The organism is Citrobacter sp. S39 (assembly GCF_009495675.1).
Lineage (GTDB): Bacteria > Pseudomonadota > Gammaproteobacteria > Enterobacterales > Enterobacteriaceae > Citrobacter > Citrobacter freundii.
This window is the reverse complement of sequence record NZ_CP045555.1, coordinates 3,587,820-3,608,147: the sequence shown is the minus strand read 5'-3', so window position 1 is coordinate 3,608,147 and position 20,328 is coordinate 3,587,820. Positions and strand designations below refer to the sequence as shown.

Annotated in this window: 18 protein-coding genes; 10 read left to right on the top strand and 8 right to left on the bottom strand. The window is 51.9% G+C overall.

From position 1 onward, the window contains the following. Position 1: 1 nt before the first annotated feature. A complete protein-coding gene (gene ydhT / locus GFB57_RS17195) occupies positions 2-814 on the top strand; it encodes a protein YdhT (protein ID WP_003029328.1) in 813 nt (270 codons plus the stop codon). A 9-nt stretch (positions 815-823) separates the two neighbouring features. Here the strand turns inward: ydhT and GFB57_RS17190 are convergent, their stop codons facing one another. Genes GFB57_RS17190 through GFB57_RS17175 form a run of 4 tightly spaced genes read right to left on the bottom strand, consistent with a single transcriptional unit; the run spans position 824 to position 3,929 of the window. Continuing rightward, positions 824-1,501 (bottom strand): amino acid ABC transporter permease, encoded by a 678-nt coding sequence (locus GFB57_RS17190; RefSeq protein WP_003029326.1) that lies wholly within the window; start codon positions 1,499-1,501, stop codon positions 824-826. Further along, positions 1,491-2,276, bottom strand: a complete 786-nt coding sequence (locus tag GFB57_RS17185) for an amino acid ABC transporter permease (protein ID WP_003029324.1) — start codon at positions 2,274-2,276, stop codon at positions 1,491-1,493. Before GFB57_RS17185 ends, GFB57_RS17190 begins: the two co-directional genes overlap by 11 nt. After that, on the bottom strand, positions 2,276-3,094 hold the full coding sequence (locus GFB57_RS17180; RefSeq protein WP_003029322.1) for an amino acid ABC transporter ATP-binding protein: 819 nt from the start codon (positions 3,092-3,094) through the stop codon (positions 2,276-2,278). The genes GFB57_RS17185 and GFB57_RS17180 overlap by 1 nt, the downstream gene beginning before the upstream one ends. Position 3,095: 1 nt before the next feature. Then, complete coding sequence (locus GFB57_RS17175; RefSeq protein ID WP_003029319.1) at positions 3,096-3,929, bottom strand: ABC transporter substrate-binding protein; 834 nt, start codon at positions 3,927-3,929, stop codon at positions 3,096-3,098. Between the two features lie 305 nt (positions 3,930-4,234). Between GFB57_RS17175 and GFB57_RS17170 the strand changes: the two genes are divergently transcribed. Then, the gene (locus GFB57_RS17170) at positions 4,235-5,128 is read left to right on the top strand and encodes a LysR family transcriptional regulator (protein WP_003029317.1); all 894 of its coding nucleotides are present in this window, start codon (positions 4,235-4,237) and stop codon (positions 5,126-5,128) included. A 49-nt stretch (positions 5,129-5,177) separates the two neighbouring features. Here the strand turns inward: GFB57_RS17170 and GFB57_RS17165 are convergent, their stop codons facing one another. Then, positions 5,178-5,312, bottom strand: coding sequence for a hypothetical protein (locus tag GFB57_RS17165; protein ID WP_085952529.1), 135 nt, complete (start codon positions 5,310-5,312; stop codon positions 5,178-5,180). 339 nt (positions 5,313-5,651) lie between these two features. Between GFB57_RS17165 and GFB57_RS17160 the strand changes: the two genes are divergently transcribed. Further along, the gene (locus GFB57_RS17160; protein WP_003029313.1) at positions 5,652-7,133 is read left to right on the top strand and encodes an APC family permease; all 1,482 of its coding nucleotides are present in this window, start codon (positions 5,652-5,654) and stop codon (positions 7,131-7,133) included. Positions 7,134-7,154: 21 nt separating this feature from the next. Here the strand turns inward: GFB57_RS17160 and GFB57_RS17155 are convergent, their stop codons facing one another. Together GFB57_RS17155 and GFB57_RS17150 are read right to left on the bottom strand one after the other, a co-directional pair. Beyond that, the gene (locus tag GFB57_RS17155; RefSeq protein WP_003029308.1) at positions 7,155-7,853 is read right to left on the bottom strand and encodes a cache domain-containing protein; all 699 of its coding nucleotides are present in this window, start codon (positions 7,851-7,853) and stop codon (positions 7,155-7,157) included. 24 nt (positions 7,854-7,877) lie between these two features. Continuing rightward, positions 7,878-8,603 carry a GntR family transcriptional regulator gene (locus GFB57_RS17150; RefSeq protein ID WP_003029304.1) on the bottom strand — a complete coding sequence of 242 codons (726 nt, stop codon included), beginning with the start codon at positions 8,601-8,603 and terminating at the stop codon, positions 7,878-7,880. Between the two features lie 315 nt (positions 8,604-8,918). On the opposite strand from GFB57_RS17150, the gene GFB57_RS17145 reads away from it, so the two are divergent. The 4 genes from GFB57_RS17145 (at position 8,919) to GFB57_RS17130 (ending at position 14,024) form a co-directional block, all read left to right on the top strand. Further along, positions 8,919-10,346: a gamma-aminobutyraldehyde dehydrogenase gene (locus GFB57_RS17145; protein ID WP_003029301.1), complete on the top strand. Its 1,428-nt coding sequence runs from the start codon at positions 8,919-8,921 to the stop codon at positions 10,344-10,346. Between the two features lie 11 nt (positions 10,347-10,357). Then, positions 10,358-10,831 (top strand): ester cyclase, encoded by a 474-nt coding sequence (locus GFB57_RS17140; protein ID WP_003029299.1) that lies wholly within the window; start codon positions 10,358-10,360, stop codon positions 10,829-10,831. An 88-nt stretch (positions 10,832-10,919) separates the two neighbouring features. Continuing rightward, a complete protein-coding gene (locus tag GFB57_RS17135; protein ID WP_290366839.1) occupies positions 10,920-12,812 on the top strand; it encodes an FAD/NAD(P)-binding protein in 1,893 nt (630 codons plus the stop codon). A gap of 3 nt (positions 12,813-12,815) precedes the next feature. Beyond that, the gene (locus tag GFB57_RS17130; RefSeq protein ID WP_003029295.1) at positions 12,816-14,024 is read left to right on the top strand and encodes a cytochrome c; all 1,209 of its coding nucleotides are present in this window, start codon (positions 12,816-12,818) and stop codon (positions 14,022-14,024) included. A gap of 43 nt (positions 14,025-14,067) precedes the next feature. Here the strand turns inward: GFB57_RS17130 and GFB57_RS17125 are convergent, their stop codons facing one another. Next, positions 14,068-15,543: a PLP-dependent aminotransferase family protein gene (locus GFB57_RS17125; RefSeq protein ID WP_290366838.1), complete on the bottom strand. Its 1,476-nt coding sequence runs from the start codon at positions 15,541-15,543 to the stop codon at positions 14,068-14,070. Positions 15,544-15,649: 106 nt separating this feature from the next. On the opposite strand from GFB57_RS17125, the gene puuE reads away from it, so the two are divergent. From puuE to GFB57_RS17110, 3 genes are all read left to right on the top strand, one after another. Then, a complete protein-coding gene (puuE, locus tag GFB57_RS17120) occupies positions 15,650-16,912 on the top strand; it encodes a 4-aminobutyrate transaminase (protein WP_003029290.1) in 1,263 nt (420 codons plus the stop codon). A 213-nt stretch (positions 16,913-17,125) separates the two neighbouring features. Beyond that, a complete protein-coding gene (locus tag GFB57_RS17115; protein WP_290366837.1) occupies positions 17,126-19,258 on the top strand; it encodes a TonB-dependent siderophore receptor in 2,133 nt (710 codons plus the stop codon). Positions 19,259-19,267: 9 nt separating this feature from the next. Next, positions 19,268-20,278, top strand: a complete 1,011-nt coding sequence (locus GFB57_RS17110) for an ABC transporter substrate-binding protein (protein WP_003029287.1) — start codon at positions 19,268-19,270, stop codon at positions 20,276-20,278. Positions 20,279-20,328 lie beyond the last annotated feature (50 nt).

Genomic DNA, 20,328 nt, shown 5'->3' with positions numbered 1-20,328 from the left:
GATGATGATTACACGAAGTGACTTACGGGCCTGGCGTGTTGGGCCCGTCATGTATCGCTGGTTTCTACGCGCGTTTCCCGCAGGAGGAAGCTATGCCGATGTTCATCGCGCGCTCCAGCGGGAAGGGTATACCGATTGGGCAAATAGCCTGGTGGAATACGGCTGGTCGAAATGGCGGGAAGAGGCGAGTTTTGCTCAGCAGGATATTGACGCAATGGGGAATATTTCCTGTGAGCAAGCCGCGGAGGAAACCAGTCGTCCGTTGGCGAGTGCAGAAGATTATGCCCGATTTAGCAGTGCGGGTGACAACGTTAAAATTGCCAGCACCGGGTATGCCGCACAGATCGCCAGTGCCGGTTACAGCGCACGGATTGGCAGTGTAGGCTATAACACGCATATCGGCAGTTCAGGCGATCGTGGGCGAATAGCGATTGCGGGAAATTCGGCGCGTATCAGCAGTGTGGGCGACGGAACGCGTATCGCCAGTACCGGCATGCGCGTACGCATCAGTTCGCTTGGTGACCGAAACCGGATTGCCAGTAGCGGTGATTTAACCCAGGTAGCCTGTTTTGGCGCAGAGACGAAAATCGCTAACTGCGCGGACAATATCCACATTATTGCCAGCGGAAAGAACGCCGTTGTTGCCAGTACCGGTGCTGTAGATTCGATAACGCTCGGTCCCGGCGGATGTGCGGCGCTGGCTTATCACGATGGCGAGAGAATGCGTTTTGCGCTTGCCGTTGAAGGGGAAAAAAACATTCGGGCGGGCGTGAAATATCGGCTCAACGAAGACCATCAGTTTGTGGAATGTTGAGCCGAGAGGTCATTTTAGTGCGAAGCGGCGCTGGGTGATTTTCTCCAGGCTAAAGCACAGCAGGTAATAGACCAGTCCGGTAAAGATAAAAATGGCTGCCGGGTAGATTTGCACCCGGCTGTTAACCTGACCGGCAACCGTTGTGAGTTCCGGTACGTTAACGATAAATGCCAGTGACGTGTCCTTCAGTAGCCCAATGAAAATCCCCGTCAACGACGGCAGTACGTTACGCAGCACCTGCGGCAGCAAGATAAGCCACAGGGCCTGATCCGGGCGAAACCCCTGAACGACTGCCGCTTCATATTGCCCACCAGGCAGTGCGCTAATTCCAGCATACACCGAGTGCATCACCGAAGCGGCGGTGAACCATGCCAGCGCCAGCGTCACGGTAACGGCACCGGGCAGATCGCTTCCGGTCAGCATGGGTAGCAAATACCACATCCAGAAAATCACAAAGATGAGCGGAATGCCGCGAATAAATTCCGCCCAGATAAACAACCCGTTGCGAACCGCGCCTGGAAATCGCCAGGCGCAGCAGGCAAGAACGATCCCGCCAGGCAGCGCCAGCAAAGCCGCACCGATAGCCATCAGCAAAGTGAGCAGTACACCGCCGGGTTGCCCCTCAGCTACACGTCCCCACAGGAGATAGTCAAGATTGTCGGTAATGACCGAAATATTAGCGATCATGCAGTATGCTCCTGACGCTGAAGATGCGCATTCTTACCTTTGACGATTTACCCGCCGCCGGCCGCGGCCCAAGACGCGTAAGCAACATACCCAGCACGATGCCGGTAAACAGATAGAGTGCGGTGCCAACGGCAAAGGCTTCCAGCGCGTGCGCGTTGTAGCTCTCAATTTGCCGTACCTGGTAGGTGAGCTCAGCAAATCCAATACCACTGGCAAGCGAGGAAAGCTTCATCAGGTTGAGATATTGCCCAACAATGGGTTGCCAGGCATTTGCCAGTCCCTGAGGCAGCAGAATGTGACGAAATATCGCCCAGGATGAAAACCCCTGCGCCACGGCAGCCTCGCGTTGTCCGGCAGAAACTGCCTGTAAACCTGAGGCGATCTCTTCGACCAAAAATGCTGAGGTAAATACGCCCAGTCCCCATGCTGAACAGATAAACTCCGGCGTTAACCACCAGACATCACCCGGCAGAATTGACCATGGATGATCAGCATTGATGAAGCTAATGACGTCACGGGGAAGCCAGTTCCATGCGGCAAAATACCAGAACATCAGTTGCACCAGTAAAGGGGTATTGCGAAACACCGAGACCCACACCCCGACCATCGTTTTAGCGAGACGATTGCCCGTCAGTCGCAGGCTGAGCAGTGAGATGGCAATGAGCGTGGCGAGCACGATACCTGCCAGCGTCACCCAAAGCGTGGTAAGAAAACCAGAAATTATCCATTGCAGGGGTTGCCCGCTCAGCACTCCCTGCCAGTCCATTGCATGCATTATGATGATGACTCCTGGTGTAACGGGTCGAGCACTTTTTTCAGGAAACGCTGGGTTCTCGGGTGCTGTGGTTGGACGAAAAAATCCTCCGGCGGGGCCACTTCAAGAATATCGCCACCATCGATGAAAACCACACGATCGGCAATCTCGCGGGCGAAATGCATTTCGTGGGTCACGACGATCATGGTGATACCGCTGTGGGCGAGATTTTTCATCACCTGCAATACCTCGCCGATCATTTCCGGATCCAGCGCGGAGGTGGGCTCATCAAACAGAATAATTTGCGGTGATGAAGCCAGTGCGCGGGCGATGGCCACGCGCTGCTGTTGTCCACCGGACAACTGTGCGGCATAGGCATTGGCTTTTTCCGCGAGTCCCACCTTTTCCAGCAACTCAAGTGCCCGACGATCCGCTTCCGTCTTATTCCAGCCGTGAACATATTCCAGCGCCAGCGCGATGTTTTGCAGTGCAGTCAGATGCGAATAGAGATTGAATTGCTGAAATACGAAACCGATACGGCTGCGTAGCTGGCGTAATGCCGCCCCGCGCAACTGGCTAATCGGTTTACCATCAATGAAGATTTCGCCATCGCTGAGCGACTCCAACTGGTTGATAAGACGTATAAGAGTGGACTTTCCAGAACCGGAAGGTCCCAGAATGGTCACCACTTCACCGGGCTCAACTGCCAGGTTGACGCCGTTAAGTACAGTTTGAGCGCCATACTCTTTAACCACATTGCGTAGTTCGACGCTCGCCTGACGCAAATGGGTAAAATCCGCAGCCGAAGCTGCGGAACGATGAAAAAGGGCTGAGAGCATATTATTTGGCTTCTATTTTAAAGGCGCGGGCTTGTGGATTTTTGGTTTCAGGACCAAACCAGACATCATAAATTTTGGCCGCCTGCCCGGTAGATTCCAGCTTCAAAAGTTCATCGTTGACGGCTTTTAACAACGCTGGCTCACCTTTTTTCACCCCCACGCCAATCTCTTCTTTGCTCAACAGGTCCGGTAGAATTTTGAAATCTGCTTTATCCGGCGCACCGCCTAATAAACCGGCCAGAATCGTACTGTCCTGGGTGATGGCCTGAACATTGCCGTTGCGCAGTGCGGTTAACGCCAGCGGGATATCGTCATAGGCCAGTACGCGCGACTGCGGGAAGCGCTGATGCAGTGCCTGTTCACCAGTAGTGCCTTTTACCGCGCCGATGCGTGCTTTGCTGTATTGATCGAGCTTATCCGGAGATTTTGCTGGCACAAGGAACTGCTGGCCGGTAACAAAATAGGGGACGGAGAAATCTATTACCTGCGACCGCTCAGGCGTGATCGTGATATCCGCAACGATTAAATCGGCTTTACCAGATTGTAATAACGGAATTCGGTTTGCCGGATTGGTCGCCACCAGTTCCAGTTTTACACCAAGAGATTTAGCCAGCGCTTCGGCAAAATCGACGTCGTAGCCGACAATCTTATGCGTTTTGGCATCGATGGAGCCAAACGGTGGGTTCGCGTCAAATGTTGCGACTTTTACTACGCCTGCGGCTTTGATATCGGCCAGTTGGTCAGCCTGAGCCTGCGAGACGGTAAGTCCAGAGGCCAACAGCACGCCGAATGCCAGCAGTGTTTTTTTAGCGCGGTAAGTTTTCGTAGCCATCATTGTATGAAATCCCTGTAGTTTTTGGTTTGTGCTTTTTACGCTCCCATAACTTACGGTTGGGACAAAATAAGAAAAAATTCTTATCTATATACAAAATGTTATTAGTGAAGGATGTGTTAATAGCGGGTGAAAATAATGCATGAGTGAAAGGTAAAATAGTGCATAAGCCTGATAATAATTTGCATTTTGTTTATGTGTGAGGGCACTCTTGAATAAGATTGAGCTGTGCTAATGTACAGAAGGTTTACTGGAATACCCTCCAGACCTGTACCATATGTCACAACAGGTTTGGATTGGGGATAAGCATGCTGCGTGATAATTTTAACGATCTCTATTATCTCATTATCGTAGCGCGCGAGCGTAGTTTTACCCGGGCAGCGGCAAAACTTGGGGTTTCGCAATCCGCGCTAAGCCATGCGATTCGCGGGCTTGAAGAACGGCTGGATGTACGGCTTCTCACCCGCACCACGCGCAGCGTTGCGCCGACCGCAGCCGGGGAACGGCTTATCAACAGTATCAGCCCGCGTTTTGATGACATTGAAACAGAGCTGCTGGCATTAACCGATGTCCGTCAGCGCGTGGCAGGTAACATCCGGCTGACGCTGGGCGAACATGCATTGCAATCTACCGTCTGGCCCGCGTTGGAGCCGTTTTTGCAGGCTTACCCTGATGTGAATGTGGAAATGACCATCGACAATAGTCTGACGGATATTGTGACTGGCCGCTATGACGCGGGGATTCGGCTTGGCGAGCAGGTGGCAAAAGACATGGTCGCCGTCAGAATTGGCCCGGACTGGCGCATGGTAGTGGTGGGGGCACCGACGTATTTTGCTCGCCATGGAAAACCGCAAACCCCTCACGACCTGCAAAATCACAGCTGTATTAACATGCGTATGCCGACGTTGGGCGGATTATACGCCTGGGAGTTTGCTAAAGACGGACAAGATTTGCGCGTGCGGGTTGAAGGGCAGCTTATTTTTAACAATCTACCCCCGCGAATTAGCGCAGCGATTGCCGGAAGGGGGCTGGCTTTTGTGCCGGAAGACACTGTCGAGCAGGCTGTTGCAGAGGGGGCGTTGGAAAAAGTTTTGGAGGACTGGTGTGAACCTTTTCCTGGCTATTATTTGTATTACCCCAGCCGAAAGCAGCATACCGCTGCCTTTGCGCAACTGATTGAGGCCTTACGGTATACGGGCTGAAGTGGGGGGTAACAGGCAATAAAAAACCGGCATTGCGCCGGTTTGGAAATCAGATTTTGCAGGCGTCGCCGCAGTCATTATCAGCAATAATTTCCTGCGCTTTCTTGTCTGCATCTTCCAGACGTTCAGCGTTACGCTCTTGCGCTTCTTCCAGTCCATCAAAGACCAGATTATCGAGATCAATTTTCCATCATTCACCTGCTCAGGTTCAGCGTTTAACATCACGTTATTATATTGCAAAAATGTTGCTTAACAGCAGCGATTCTTGCTACTTAGCATCGAACGCAATCCGCTGTGCGTATTTATCCGCCAAAGTGGCACACGGATCGCAATTGCTAAGGAATCGTTGGTTGTAAATACCGCAAAATTCGCGCTCTCTCTACCGTTTTACCCCCACTTTTTCATTAACGTGATGCGCGATCATTTTTAACAAATCTGCGACAAAATCACTATACATATAACTTAATATCTTTTATACATTAATTGTTCAACCCTGCGACTATTCCACAAAAGAGAAAGCTATATGGAACAGACACCTGATAAGAAAAACGATAATTTTCAAAAAGATGGCAAAGAACAGTTCAATAGATCGATCGGTTTAATTTCAAACTTCGCGTTGGGTTTTACCTACCTGTCGCCGCTTACCGCCGTCTATTCGCTGTTTGCGCTGGCCGTAACGCTGGCGGGGCCGCCTGCAGTATGGTGGATTTTAATCGTCGCATGCGGGCAACTTTTGGTGGCGCTGGTGTTTGGTGAGGTCGCTTCCCAGTATCCGATAACCGGCGGACTTTACCCTTGGGCCAGAAGGTTGTGGGGCAAGAAATATGCGTGGATCGCCGCCTGGATCTACCTGTGGGCACTGGTGGTCACCATTACGTCGATCGCGGAATATACATCAACGTTTGTTGAATCACTCTTCCACTATGGTCAGACTCCAGCCACGATGTTGGTGACTTCCGTTCTGCTGCTGCTGTTGATGATGGCGGTTAATATGTCCGGGACTAAAAATCTGGCCCGGGTGGCGAAAATTGGTTTCTGGTGTGAAATTGTCAGCGTGATCGCGCTGGGGATTTATCTGCTGATTTTCCACCGTTCGCAGCCGTTCTCTGTAATTTTTGACTCGATGGGTGTGCTGGCTCATGACGGCAGCTATTCCACCGCATTTATGTCTGCTGCGCTGATGGGACTGTTTATGTTCTTTGGCTTTGAGGCCTGCGGTAACGTTGCGGAAGAGGTGCAGAATCCCAGTAAAAAGATCCCAGTGGCGATGATTTTAAGCATCGTATTCGGCGCGATTTCCGCCATTATTTCTGTTATGGGTTATCTGCTGGCTTCACCGAATCTGGTCAGCATCGTGAATGGCAAAACGTCCGATCCGATCCCGGCAATCCTTAATGAAGCGCTGGGCGAAACCGGCGCGACTGTCTTTATCGTCGTCGCGATTATCGCCATGTTGTCGTGCATTTTGTCTCTCCAGGCTGCGTTAAGCCGTCTTATCTTTTCTTTCTCCCGCGACAGAATGCTGCCGGGAAGTGAATGGATGGCCAAAATCTCTAAAAATGGTGTTCCGGATAATGCCATGGTCGTCAGTTGCCTTCTGCCAGTGATCATCTGTGTTTGGGTTTATTTCCAGCCAGATAACCTGTCACGTATCACCGCGTTTGCTGTTATCGGGATTTACATCTCGTTCCAGATGGTTGTGCTTGCCGCGCTGCGTCAGCGCCTGAAAGGCTGGAAACCGGCGGGGGAGTGGACCATTGGCGGTTGGGGGGTAATCGTGAATGTGCTGGCGTTAGCTTACGGATTGTGCGGGATCTGGTTACTGGCGCAACCGGCAGACAGCAGCGACTTCATTGACCGTTGGACGGTCCTGTTCGGCCTGGCGATTGTCGTTGGCTCGGGACTTATTTATATGTTCCTGACCCGTCCGTTTGGTCGTTCAGCGGCGCCGGAAAACGACGCCATTGCGTACGCCAGTAAGCTCAATATGGGGCAGGATAACTAAAAACTAAGGGCCTTCGGGCCCTTAGTTTTGATAGTGATAAAGGATAAAGTAGTCGCTCTGATACACCACGGTACTATTTGCAGGTGACAGCAATTCACCCACGCGAAAACGTGGCCAACTGGAGAAAATGATCCTGTTTTCCAGATTGGTCAGAATCACATAATCAGGATGAGCGCAGGAGAGCAGTTCGGCTTCTATCTGACTGACCAGCAAATCGACCGCGGCAACACCGAGAAACTGGTCGTTGTAGTAGACCGGGACGGCTGACGTTAGGGTATAGGAGATATTGCAAATATAGTCGACGTAGGGACCGTGGATATAGGCTTTGCCAGCCGGAGGAGAATGCTTAAACCACTCAAAGGTTCTGAAATCCAATCGTTGTTGTGTGGCCTGATCCAAATCCAGATGCGCCTGGCTCAAACCATTATCTTTCTTATACCACCACTCCAGCAACCAGTACTCTTTTGTGTTTGCGGTGCTCTCAATATGGCTGGCGAATCCCGCCCCTGAACAGTAATGGTTGTCACTGAGCGTGCGCTTGATGTGCTGTTGAACGGTGGATCTTACTGATGGGTCGAGAACGACCTCGGCTGAGGCCTTTTGTACCCCTGAAATCGCCTCATGGATGCTCCTCGCTAGCGCAACGGTAGAATCTACGGTAGAAACAGTAATGTCATCAATTTTACGGATTAATGCGCTTAGGGATGTCGAAGAGCTCATTGTCTGTCCTGCCTTCACTGATTGTCAGTTTGAGTTATATTTCAGCTTTTTTTCAATAAGGTAGTAGGTAAACGTGTCGATGATCCGTGTGGCAAACTGTACTGACTCTGCCTCGTTGTGAGCAGCCAGTGCATCGGCCAGCGCTGAATAAAGCGCGATAATTTCCGCATGAATACTGTCTGTGCGATAAAGTATCGCCACAAGTGATGCCCATTCAGCCTGAACTTGCAGCTCCTGATTGGCCAGTCGCGCTGAATGCGAACTGGCAGCAATCGCCAGCAGACAACGCATATCGGCCTGGGTCATCAGCTCAGGTGAGTTTGCCTTTCTGAGTACCTCGACAAACTCGCGAAATTTGGCGATATCCGCACCGGTCATCCGTCGGGAAGCCAGCCTCGCGCTATGGCTAATAATGGCGCAATGCATTTCACCCAGATCAGACAGATAATCCGTACTGATCGCTTTGAACGGGTGTAGGGCGCTATTTTTGCCATCGATATTTTCGCAGACGAAGCTCCCGCCATTACGACCGCGAACCGTATGGATAAGATTATTAGCCCGAAGCGTGTTTAGCGCTTCTCTGATAGTGATATGTGAGACACCCATCATTTTTGCCAAATCAGTTTCGTTGGGAAGCTGTTCTTTTGGCTCCAGCAACCCCGTGATAATGGCATTTGAAAGGCGCTGGACTATCTGGTCTGAACGACTGACCTGCCCGATAGGCGCAAATATGACCGCGTGAGTAATCATAATCTTTTCTGTACTCAATTCCCTGAAACAACGACCATTTTTAACACATGCCCGTCGGGCAAGGAAGGTAAGAATGGCCGAGTTATTTTACATGCCTGGGCGCAACGTCACTGCACAAGCGGATGTGTGTCCCGATAACCTCATGATGAGCTGAGCATAACGCGTCAGCTGGCAATGAAAAGCCTTACCTTACAAATGTGAAAATTAAGTTAAAAATGCGAGGCTTATCATAGTGCCAATGTTGCGCATTTGAAAAAATTTTACAATATATATATTACATAAGATTCTTTATGTATTAATTGGCAGGAGACAAGCATGAAAACCCTGAAGCATTTTATTAATGGGCACTATGTAGCAGGCAGCAGCGAAAATAGCTTCGAACTGGTGAGTCCGGTTGACGGTGAAACATACGCAATTTCTCCCAACGCTAACGAGGCGGAGGTAGAGCAAGCCTACTCAGCAGCGGAGGCAGCGTTTAGCATCTGGAGAAAATCGACGCCAGCACAGCGGCAAAAGGCGTTATTGCTGCTGGCCGATGAGATTGAACGCAACGTTGAGCGACTGGTAACCGCGCAGAGTCAGGAAACCGGTCAGCTTCGCCATTTTATTGAGAAAGAGGAGATTGCGGCATCCTGCGATGCCATCCGCTTTTTTGCTGGCGCGGCGCGCTGTCTTGAAGGGAAGGCGGCCGGAGAATATTCCGCCGGGTTTACATCGACCATCCGTCGTGAACCGCTGGGTATCGTTGGGCAAGTTACGCCGTGGAACTACCCGTTCATGATGGCGGTGTGGAAGATTGCACCAGCGCTGGCGGCAGGCAACACGGTCGTGTTAAAGCCAAGCGACACCACTCCAGTGAGTACGCTGCTGTTGGCTGAACTGGCCGCACCGTTGTTTCCGAGGGGGGCGTTTAACGTTGTGCTGGGCAAAGCCAGCACCGGTTCGCTGGTGGTTTCAAATCCGAAGGCTTCACTGGTTTCGATTACCGGTTCGGTCCGCGCGGGTTTGCAGGTTGCGGCTTCGGCGGCGGCAAACCTGACCAGAGCACACCTGGAATTGGGTGGAAAAGCGCCTGCAGTCGTGTTCGCCGATGCGGATATGGACAAGGCGATTGCGACAATCACTACGGCAGGCTTTTTCAATGCCGGGCAGGATTGCACAGCGGCTACGCGGATCCTGGTAGAGCAATCCATCTATGCTGAGTTTCTGGAAAAACTGATCCAGAAAACAAAAAGTATCAAATTTGGGCCGCCAGAAGATCAGAATGCGCTGTACGGCGCATTGAATAGCCGGAATCAACTGGAGCAGGTGAAAGGTTTTATTGAGCGTTTACCGGCACATGCAAAAATTGAAACCGGTGGGCGCGCCGGGCCAGGTCCGGGCTTCTATTTTGAGCCGACGATTGTCTCCGGATTGCATCAAAATGATGAAGCTATTCAGCATGAAGTATTTGGTCCGGTAATGACCATTCAGTCGTTTTCTACTGACGAAGAGGCACTACACAAAGCGAATGATGTGGAGTATGGTCTTGCCGCCAGCGTCTGGACCCGTAACCATGGTCGCGCGCAGCGCTTCAGCATTGACCTCGATTTTGGCACGGTGTGGATTAACAATCACATTCCTCTGTGTGCCGAAATGCCGCACGGCGGGTTCAAAAAATCGGGTTATGGCAAAGATCTCTCATCCTATTCGCTCGAAGAATACACTCGGGTGAAACATATCATGTGTGACATTTCTGAATAGAGAGGATTACGATGAAAACAGTAAAAATTGCGGTTCTTTCATTAGTGATGCTCTCTGGCTATAGCTTTGCAGAAAGTACATCACTGAATACCGTAAAAGAATATATGGCGGCGTGGAATGCGCATGATGCTTCGCGAGCCGCTCAATATCTTGCGGATGATGCGGTTTATTATGATGCCGCCGCGGGTGAACCGGTAAACGGGAGAGAAAAAGCGGAAAAAGAGGTTATCGGCGCTTTTATTAAGGCGGTGCCAGATCTGAACTGGAAAATGGTTGGCAAACCCGTCTACGACGAAGACACCGTGGCATTCCGTTGGGAGTTTTCAGGCAAAAATAGTGGTGAATGGGCAGGGAGTCCGCCGACAAATAATCCGATCAAATTTGAAGGCGTAAGCTATATTCATGTTAAAGCAGGAAAAATCACCTGGCAGGGTGATTATTATGATTCTAAAAAACTGGATGAAGAGTTAAAGCCAGTGAAGTAGTCGGTTGTGCCCCTTTATAACTAAGAAGGGGTATTTCTCTTATTTTTGTCGTATTAAAGGCAGTGTGTAGCAATAAGGAAAAAAGTTAATGGCAATTACCAGACGTGATTTTCTCAACGGCGTCGCGGTGACTATTGCGGCGGGACTTACCCCGCTGGAGTGGGTCAGGGCGACAGGAAAGGGAAACGCATTTATAGATGGAAATTATTATCCTCCTGCGCTGACGGGGCTGCGAGGTAATCATCCTGGATCGTTTGAAATGGCGCATGCGCTAGGCCGCGAGCAGAAGCATTTTGATTTAAACGCTCTGCCCGTTGAGGAAGAGTACGATCTGGTGGTTGTTGGGGGCGGGATTAGCGGGTTAGCTGCCGGTTGTTTTTGGCGACAACTTGCCGGACAAAATAGCCGGGTCCTGATCCTCGATAACCATGACGATTTTGGCGGGCACGCTAAACGTAACGAATTCACCAGTTCGGGCAAGAAATTACTCGGTTATGGCGGCAGCGAAGCATTCCAGTCACCCGCGCATAATTTCAGCCCTGAAGTACAAAAACTGATGGAAACCGTGGGCGTCAGCGTCACGCGGTTAAAAGAGAGTTTTGACGTAAACTTCTACCCCGACTGGCAGCTCAGTCGCGGGGTTTTTTTCGACAAGAAGAATTTTGGCGTAACAAAAATCGTCAGCGGCGATCCGGGCCGCGCGGTATCTGATGATATTCCGCCGGACAGGCTCAATGGCCGTAAAATTGAAGACTTTATCAATGATTTTCCGCTAGGTGAGAACGACAGAAAAGCGCTGATCGACCTGCACGTGCGCCCTGGCGATTACCTTCCGGGTATGACGGTCGATGAGAAAATGGAATGGCTTGATACCCACAGCTACAGTGAATTTTTAGCAACAAAAGTGGGTTTGAGCAAAATGGCGCTGCTCTATTTTCAGCAGCGTTCCAATGACTTCTTTGCCATCGGCATTGAAGGCATCTCCTGCAGCGATGCCAGGGCGTGCGCCTTACCCGGCATGGAAGGGATGGGGTTACCGCCGTTGGACGGAGAGTCGCTGGCCGACCTCGAAGAGCCGTATGTTTACCATTTCCCGGACGGTAACGCCGGTCTGGCCCGACTGTTAGTCAGGTATATGCTGCCGGATGCGCTACCGGGTAACACGATGGAAGACTCTGTTCTCGCCAGATTGAATTATGAAAAGCTGGATCTACCAGAAAACACCACGCGCCTGCGCCTGAACAGCACAGTGATTAATGCGGCTAACGTGCAGGATGGCGTTGTGGTGACCTATCTGCGTGACGGTAAAATGCACCGTGTGCGCGGTAAGAACACCATCATGGCAGGCTATAACATGATGATCCCGTATCTGGTGCCTGAGATGCCGGAACAGCAGCAGGCGGATCTCAAACTGAACGTCAAGGCTCCGCTGGTGTACACCAACGTGGTGGTCAAAAACTGGCAGGCGTTCAAACAGCTTGGCGTACATGAATTTTATTCTCCAGCGGCACCTTACAGCCGGGTTAAGCTCGACTATCCGGTCAGTATTGGTGGGTATCAGCATCCGGCCTCCCCGGACGATCCGATGGTCATTCACATGGTCTATGTGCCGACCTATCCGGGCAGTAACCTATCGGCCAGAGAGCAGTTTCGCCTGGGACGAGCCTATTTGCTGGGGACCACTTTTGCGGCGCATGAGGAGATGATTCGCTCCCAGTTGCAGGAGATGTTTGGCTCAACAGGCTTTGATAATCAACGCGATATCTCCGCCATTACCGTTAACCGCTGGGCGCATGGCTATGCGTACTACGCCAATTCACTGTTCGATGATATGGATAAAATGCCAGAAATTATCGAGCGGGCGCGTCAGCCAGTCGGTCGCATTGCCATCGCTAACTCCGATTCTGACTGGAGTGCTTATGCCCACACGGCAATCGATCAGGCATGGCGTGCGGTTAATGAACTCAAGGATATGGGGTGATCTATGCGTAACGTAACCATTCTCGCCGCCTGTTTATTTACCGCTTCGGTAAGCGCTGCTGAATCTAACGGTGAATACATCGCGCGAATTTCAGACTGCGTCGCCTGTCATACCGCTGAAGGTGGTGCGGCGATGGCGGGGGGCAAAAAGTTTCCTACTCCGGTGGGGGATATTTATTCGACCAACATTACCCCGGACAAGGCACAGGGTATTGGTAATTACTCATACGAGGATTTTGAAAAGGCGGTACGCCAGGGAATTGCCAAAGACGGTCATCCGCTCTATCCGGCCATGCCTTATCCCTCTTATGCAAAACTTTCTGACGAGGATGTTCAGGCGCTGTATCGCTATTTTATGCATGATGTCACACCGTCTGCGCAACCCAATAAAGAGAATGCCATTCCGTGGCTACTCTCCGCCCGCTGGCCACTGCATATCTGGAACTGGCTGTTTACCGACGCGCCAGCGACGACAGTAGATAGCGCGAAACCAGATGACAACGCAGCCCTGGTAAAACGGGGCGCTTATCTGGTGGAAGGTCCCGGACACTGCGGTTCATGCCATACACCGAGAGGTATGGCGATGAATGAAAAAGCTTATACCCATGCTGATGCCGAGTACCTGAGTGGCGCGATGATTGACGGCTGGTATGCACCTTCGCTGCGGGGCAGCGGAATGTCTGAGCAGGCGTTAAAATCGCTGTTGCTGACCGGTAAGAGTAAGCATGCCGCGGTTTCAGGTTCGATGGCTGAAGTCGTCACGCAGAGTACACAGTATCTGACTGACGAAGATGCCACGGCGATCGCCCAATATCTGCTGAGTCTGAAAAGCGCGAAGCCTGAAACGGTGCGTGCTGCTGCGACTACAGTATCCTGGTCGAATTCACCTGAGGCGGGCAAAGTGACCTATAACCGTTACTGTTCAACTTGTCACGGTCTGGAAGGGAAAGGTACGGATGATAACGCACCTTCTTTGGTCAACAATCCGCTGGTCATGGTTGATGATCCGACGCCGCTGTTCAGAGTGATTGCCCACGGCGCAGAAACACCGACAACGCGTGGCAGCGTCTCCTTTAAGATGCCCGCCTACGGAGGCATGTTAAGTGACAACGAAATGCGCGACGTGATTAATTACGTGCGTAAGACCTGGGGTGAAGGGAATGGCGAAGTAAGCCATGAAGATCTGGCTGGGATTAAAAAAGCATCACATTAAACAGTATGCCGGATAAGGTGCTTGCACCACCATCCGGCAGCGCTTACACGGTGTTTGCCCTGATAATATCCGCGAGTCGGGTAAACGCCGCCGCCATTTCATGCTCTTCAATACTTGCAAACCCCAGCAACAGGCCGCTGCGTTTCTCTTCATTCACGTAGTAGCGTGACAGCGGGCGCACCAACAACCCTTGCGCATTCGCCTGTTGGGCAATGACCGCGTCATCGCTCCCTGCGGGTAACTGTAAGATCATATGCAGCCCGGCGTTGCTGCTGAAGGAACCAAGATAATGCTCACCAAGCTGGCGGCTGATAAGCTCTACCAGCATCTGGCGACGACGACTGTATAGTTGGCGCATTTTCCGAATGTGTGCTGCGTAATAACCCTCGCGAATAAACTCCGCCAGCGCGGCCTGAATCAACAGATGTCCACCACGATAGAGGTCGTTATGAACCTTTTTCAGCGGAGCGGCTAACGATTTAGGTAGCACGACATACCCGAGTCGCAGTGCGGGATAGAGTGTCTTACTGAATGTCCCGATGTAGATGACCGGTGTCTCTTCTTCCAGCCCCTGCAAAGAGGGGATCGGCTGGCCGGAAAAGCGGAACTCACTGTCGTAATCATCTTCCACTATCCAACTTCGCGTTTCACGTGCGCGAAAGATAAGTTGCCGGCGGCGACTGAGGCTCATCACCGAACCGAGAGGGTATTGATGTGACGGTGTCACAAAAATCAGTTTTGGCGGTGTTTCGCCTGAATCTGGTGGGATCATACCTTGTTCATCAACCGGGATAGCCGAAAAATTTACCGCATTGATCCGCAGAATATTTTTGATTCCCCAGTAGCCCGGCTCCTCAATCCAGGCGTAATCGCCCGGGTTGCATAACGTTCGGGTCACCAGATCCAGCGCCTGGTGAATACCTTCGGTAATCAGAATTTGCTCCGGCGAACACCGCACGCCGCGAGCGGTGCGCAGATAGTCCGTCAGCGCTTCTTTCAGCTCATTCACACCGCCTGCGGCATCGTAAGTGAGAAACTCCGGGCGCAATCGTCTTGCCAGCCTGTCCTGAATTTTTTTGAGCACCCGGTGCGGGAAATGCTCTACATCAGGTACGCCTGGAATAAACGCGCCCCACTGACGGGGACTGGCGCTGGCATTACCTAACAGCTCAAGGCAGCGGGCAGATAAGCGGGTGTGATCCTCCAGAGCGGCAGCAACAGGTTCTTTATTGGGACGCAGGTTGAGATTGTCCAGCACGCTGTCAGTGACAAATGTGCCGCTACTGGTTCGCGCAGAAATATAACCTTCGGCCTGCAACTGTTCGTAAACCCGCAGGACGGTATTGCGCGATAGCGTCAGCTCTCCTGCCAGATCACGTGACGGAGGCATTCGGGTAGCCGGTTTCAGGCTACCTTCGAGGATGCAACTACAAATGGCGGCATACAGGCGGCGATGTAGTTTTTCGTCAGTCTGCTGACTAAATGCCTGCTTGATCACATCTCCGGCAAGTGAACGCATTTGGATCCTTAAAATAAAACGATTTGGCTCTCGATTAAAGTACCAGACGGCGTCTAAATTGAAAGGGTAATTCAACCGAAATGTATTAATGGACAAGGTGTAGAGAATGAACAATAAAAACCTGCAACAACGTCGTCTGGATGCCACCCCGCGTGGCGTGGGTGTGATGTGTGATTTTTATGCCCAGTCGGCAGAAAACAGCACGATTACCGATATCGAAGGCAATCAGTACATTGATTTTGCTGCCGGGATTGCCGTGCTGAACACCGGACACCGCCATCCTCGCCTGGTGCAGGCAGTCGAAGCGCAACTTCAGGCTTTTACCCATACGGCTTATCAGATTGTCCCGTACGAAAGCTATGTGTCTTTGGCTGAGAAAATCAACGCCGTCGCGCCAATCGATGGCAAGCGTAAAACCACATTCTTCACCACCGGGGCTGAAGCGGTAGAAAACGCGGTGAAAATTGCACGCGCACATACCGGGCGTCCTGGCGTTATCGCATTTGGCGGTGGTTTTCATGGTCGTACTTACATGACGATGGCGTTAACCGGCAAGGTGGCACCCTATAAAAAAGGTTTCGGTCCGTTCCCTGGCTCTGTTTACCATGCTCCGTATCCTTCTGAATTACAGGGTATTTCCACGGAGGATTCCCTAAAAGCGATTGAGCGTCTGTTTAAAGCCGATATCGACCCAACCCAGGTTGCGGCGATTATCTTCGAACCCGTCCAGGGCGAAGGGGGCTTCGTGGTGGCACCGCCGGAATTTGTGGCTGCCATCCGCCGTATTTGCGACGAGCATGGCATCGTGATGATTGCCGATGAAGTACAAAGCGGGTTTGCCCGTACGGGCCAGCTGTTTGCGATGGATCATTACGCCGATAAAGCGGACCTGATGACCATGGCGAAAAGCCTCGCGGGCGGCATGCCACTGTCTGGCGTCGTGGGCAAAGCCGAAATCATGGATGCACCTGCGCCGGGTGGTCTGGGTGGAACTTACGCCGGGAACCCGCTGTCGATCGCGGCGGCCCATGCAGTACTGGACATTATCCATGATGAACAGCTGTGCCAGCGTGCGGCGGCCCTCGGCGAACAGCTGCGCGCCGCTCTGACAGATGCGCAAGCAGGGTGTCCTGAACTGGCCGAAGTGCGTGGTTTAGGTTCTATGATTGCTGCTGAATTCTGTGATGCAGCGACAGGGGAACCCAACGCTTCCGCCGCACAACGCGTGCAGAAGAAAGCCCTTGAGCAAGGACTGCTGCTGCTGACCTGCGGTCAGTATGGCAACGTTATTCGTTTCCTTTACCCGCTGACGATTCCGCAGGATCAGTTCGCCAAAGCGCTTCAGATCATCAAAGCGGCAACCAAATAATTCGTTAGTTGTCCTTTACCTAAAGCCGACGGTCGTCATTACCGTCGGCTTTTTTGTTGCAGTAAATTTACCAATCACACCTCGTTGTATATTTACATATATATCGATTAGATCTATCCTATTCATCATACAAATATAATAACTGTACTCTTCAAGAGAAGGTGCTTGCGTTAGCAGCCTCCAGTCTTTCTATCTAACGAATTGAATTAACGAATGTTAAATAACAAAATTACCCCAGTGGCCTCTGGGTTGTTGACCTTTGCCTGTTTTTCCACCGTCGTAACGGCTCATGCTGAAGATACCGTCATCGTTTCGGCGCCCACCACGTCACAATCCTCGTTATCGGAACATGAACCTCCTGCGAGCGAAAAAAAAGCAACGTTAGGTAGCCTCGGCGAGCGAGAGCTGATAGACGTTCCCTGGTCGGTGCAGACGCTGTCGAAAAAAGTGCTGGATCAGCAACAAATCAAAGATGTGAAAGACGCCTATCGCTACCTACCGTCCGTTCAGGGTGACGGCGTCCGCCCGCAAACCCGGGGCATGCAGGGGAGTGTGGTACAAAACCATATGATTGATGGCCTGAACGCCGTCTCCACGACTGAATATTCGACCGAACAGTTCCAGAACATTGAAGTGTTGAGCGGCATCGCCGGGTCGCTGTATGGCCCCGCCAATCCAGCAGGGATGTTTAATCTGGTGTCCAAACGACCCGTCGATACGCCGTTACACCGCGTCACCGTGGGGCAAGGTACAGGGTCGGGTACGCTGACGTCGATGGATTTCAGTGGCCCAATCGATGCGGGAGACCGGGTGAAATATCGTCTCAACTTGCTAAATGATGAGGGCCATAGCTACACCACCGATAGCCATGTCCGTCGACAGTACGCTGGCTTGGGGCTGGACTTTCAACTGACAGATCAAACGGTGCTGGAGAGTAATTTCAGCTATTACCATTATTACGAAAAAGGTATGCCGGGGAGTTTTGCTCTGGCGAAAGGCGTTCACTTCCCCGCGGCATTTGATCCTACGGACAGTAAGTATGGTCAGTCTTATGCGGGTCATGATGACGAAACAACCACCGTCGATATGCATATTAAGCATGATTTTGACGGCAACTGGATGCTGGATCTGGGGGCGCTGCACCAGGTTGCAGACCGAGAATCGACGGCAGTGACCAATACTCTGACGAATAACCAAGGAGATTACACCACCACAACCGCCAATTCGGCGGCCAGTCGCTTTACCATCAACAGCTATTTAGCGAACCTGACTGGTAGCGTTGATACTGGCTGGCTGACGCAGGACATTGCTACCGGAATGCGTGGATTTGTGTGGAAAAACTATAATCCAAGAAACGGTGGCACTTTCACTCTGGGGCATTCTTCTCTCAATCAACATCCCGACTATCCACGACCACCGTATCCAGATTTTAACGATCGCTATCATTCGGCGACCACCACTCAGCATGCATTTTTGCTAAGCGATACGCTGCATTTTTCCCCGCAGTGGAGCTTGCTGCTTTCCGGCAGCGAGAACCTGTTTACCGTCAGTAACTACAACAAAGCTGGGCATGAAAGCAGCCGTCAGAAAGACAATGGCATGAGCGGTTCCACCAGCCTGATGTATAAACCGGTGGAGAACGTCACGCTGTATACCACCTGGGCGGACAGTTTGCAGCAGGGCGATACCGCACCCGCCGGGGCGCGCAATGCCGGGCAGGTGTTAGATCCCTACCGCAGCCGTCAGATCGAAGTGGGCGCAAAATATGCGCCTGTAAAAGACCTGCTGCTTACCGCTGCGCTGTTTGAAGCCAAACGCCCCTTTGCCTATACCAACGACAACGGCGATTTTGCTCAGGACGGTACGCAAAAAAACCGTGGGCTGGAGCTGATGGCTGATGGGCATATTACTCATAATTTACGCGTGTTAGGCGGCGGAGCCTGGCTAGATCCAACGCTTCATAATACCGCGGCCAGCAATGCGGATGGTAAGCAAGTTGTTGGTTTGCCGCGTTTCGCCTCGAATATTCTCGCGATCTACACCATCGAACGGGTTCCGGGACTGGATGTCGACACGAACGTGCATTACGTCGGACGTCGGGCTACCGATAATGCCAATGACAGTTGGGTCGGGAGTTACACCACGGTGGACATCGGCACGCGTTATGCCACCAGACTGTGGAACACGCCAACCACTTTCCGGTTTGATATCACCAATCTCACCGACCGTCACTATTGGACCAATATTGTTCCGGGCGCATTGACCGGCTACACGGGCGCAGGGGCTGCCAGCGCTCAACTTGGTGCACCGCGTCAGGCTCAGGTTTCTGTTCAGGTTGATTTTTAGGGGTTGCTCATGAAAACGTGCCACACATGGCTGCTTTGTGTGTGGCTGGCGTTTCCTGCCCTGGCAACGCGCCAGGTTGTGGATGATGCTGGTCACACAGTTACCGTTCCCACACATGTTGAACGTATTGCGGATGGCTGGTTTGCCCATCATTCGGTGCTGATGACGCTGGGCGCAGGTCGTAACATTGTTGTGACGGTCAACCATGAGGATAACCAGCCATGGATGTTCAAAATCAACCCTTCCCTGAGGCAAGCCTTACAGATACGAGGAACATCATTTAATACTGAGGATTTGTTGGCTCGGCACGTCGATGTGGTGTTCGTGGCAAAAGGAAAAGGGGATGCTCAAAGTTACAGTCTGGCGGGCATCCCGGCCCTTGAAATGGCATTTACTGACTATGCTTCGATGGAAAAATCGGTCACTACAACCGCAGAGGTTCTGGGGACGGGGCAGGCTCGCGCCCGGGCGACGGCTTACAATCAGTATCTCAACCGTGTACTCGCGGATGTGCAGGCTAAAACGGCGAAGTTGTCGGCAGATCAGCGCCCTCGGGTACTTCATATTCAGTCGCTGAATCCGCTTAAAGTCGATGGCAGGAACACGTTGATCGATACCTGGATTACGCTGACGGGGGGACGGAATGCGGCAGATGAAGTGGACGGCAACATGAAGGAGGTGTCGCCCGAAAGGGTGCTCTACTGGCAACCGCAGGTCATTATTCTCGGTGCGGGTTGCGGTGATATCGCCAGTTCGCCATATGCGGCATTGTTCAAAGAACTTGACGCGGTTAAGCAGGGTAATGTCTGGCGCAATCCGGCGGGCGTGTTCCCCTGGGATCGTTACGGCACTGAAAGCGCGCTACAGCTGCAATGGGCTGCATCAAAACTGCATCCTACGCTGTTTAGCGGCCTGGATATGGTCAGCGTGACGCGCGATTTTTATCGCCAGTTCTTCGATTATTCGCTCACTCCAGCGCAGGCGATGCGAATTTTAAACGCGTTACCTCCACAGGAGTAACACTTGCGTGTAAAGACAGGCGAGATAAGGATCGCACGCCATTTTTACCC

Coding starts and splice junctions, on each gene's coding strand:
- ydhT (WP_003029328.1), top strand. CDS start 2: ATGATGATTACACGAAGTGACTTACGGGCCTGGCGTGTTGGGCCCGTC.
- GFB57_RS17190 (WP_003029326.1), bottom strand. CDS start 1,501: ATGATCGCTAATATTTCGGTCATTACCGACAATCTTGACTATCTCCTG.
- GFB57_RS17185 (WP_003029324.1), bottom strand. CDS start 2,276: ATGCATGCAATGGACTGGCAGGGAGTGCTGAGCGGGCAACCCCTGCAA.
- GFB57_RS17180 (WP_003029322.1), bottom strand. CDS start 3,094: ATGCTCTCAGCCCTTTTTCATCGTTCCGCAGCTTCGGCTGCGGATTTT.
- GFB57_RS17175 (WP_003029319.1), bottom strand. CDS start 3,929: ATGATGGCTACGAAAACTTACCGCGCTAAAAAAACACTGCTGGCATTC.
- GFB57_RS17170 (WP_003029317.1), top strand. CDS start 4,235: ATGCTGCGTGATAATTTTAACGATCTCTATTATCTCATTATCGTAGCG.
- GFB57_RS17160 (WP_003029313.1), top strand. CDS start 5,652: ATGGAACAGACACCTGATAAGAAAAACGATAATTTTCAAAAAGATGGC.
- GFB57_RS17155 (WP_003029308.1), bottom strand. CDS start 7,853: ATGAGCTCTTCGACATCCCTAAGCGCATTAATCCGTAAAATTGATGAC.
- GFB57_RS17150 (WP_003029304.1), bottom strand. CDS start 8,603: ATGATTACTCACGCGGTCATATTTGCGCCTATCGGGCAGGTCAGTCGT.
- GFB57_RS17145 (WP_003029301.1), top strand. CDS start 8,919: ATGAAAACCCTGAAGCATTTTATTAATGGGCACTATGTAGCAGGCAGC.
- GFB57_RS17140 (WP_003029299.1), top strand. CDS start 10,358: ATGAAAACAGTAAAAATTGCGGTTCTTTCATTAGTGATGCTCTCTGGC.
- GFB57_RS17135 (WP_290366839.1), top strand. CDS start 10,920: ATGGCAATTACCAGACGTGATTTTCTCAACGGCGTCGCGGTGACTATT.
- GFB57_RS17130 (WP_003029295.1), top strand. CDS start 12,816: ATGCGTAACGTAACCATTCTCGCCGCCTGTTTATTTACCGCTTCGGTA.
- GFB57_RS17125 (WP_290366838.1), bottom strand. CDS start 15,543: ATGCGTTCACTTGCCGGAGATGTGATCAAGCAGGCATTTAGTCAGCAG.
- puuE (WP_003029290.1), top strand. CDS start 15,650: ATGAACAATAAAAACCTGCAACAACGTCGTCTGGATGCCACCCCGCGT.
- GFB57_RS17115 (WP_290366837.1), top strand. CDS start 17,126: ATGTTAAATAACAAAATTACCCCAGTGGCCTCTGGGTTGTTGACCTTT.
- GFB57_RS17110 (WP_003029287.1), top strand. CDS start 19,268: ATGAAAACGTGCCACACATGGCTGCTTTGTGTGTGGCTGGCGTTTCCT.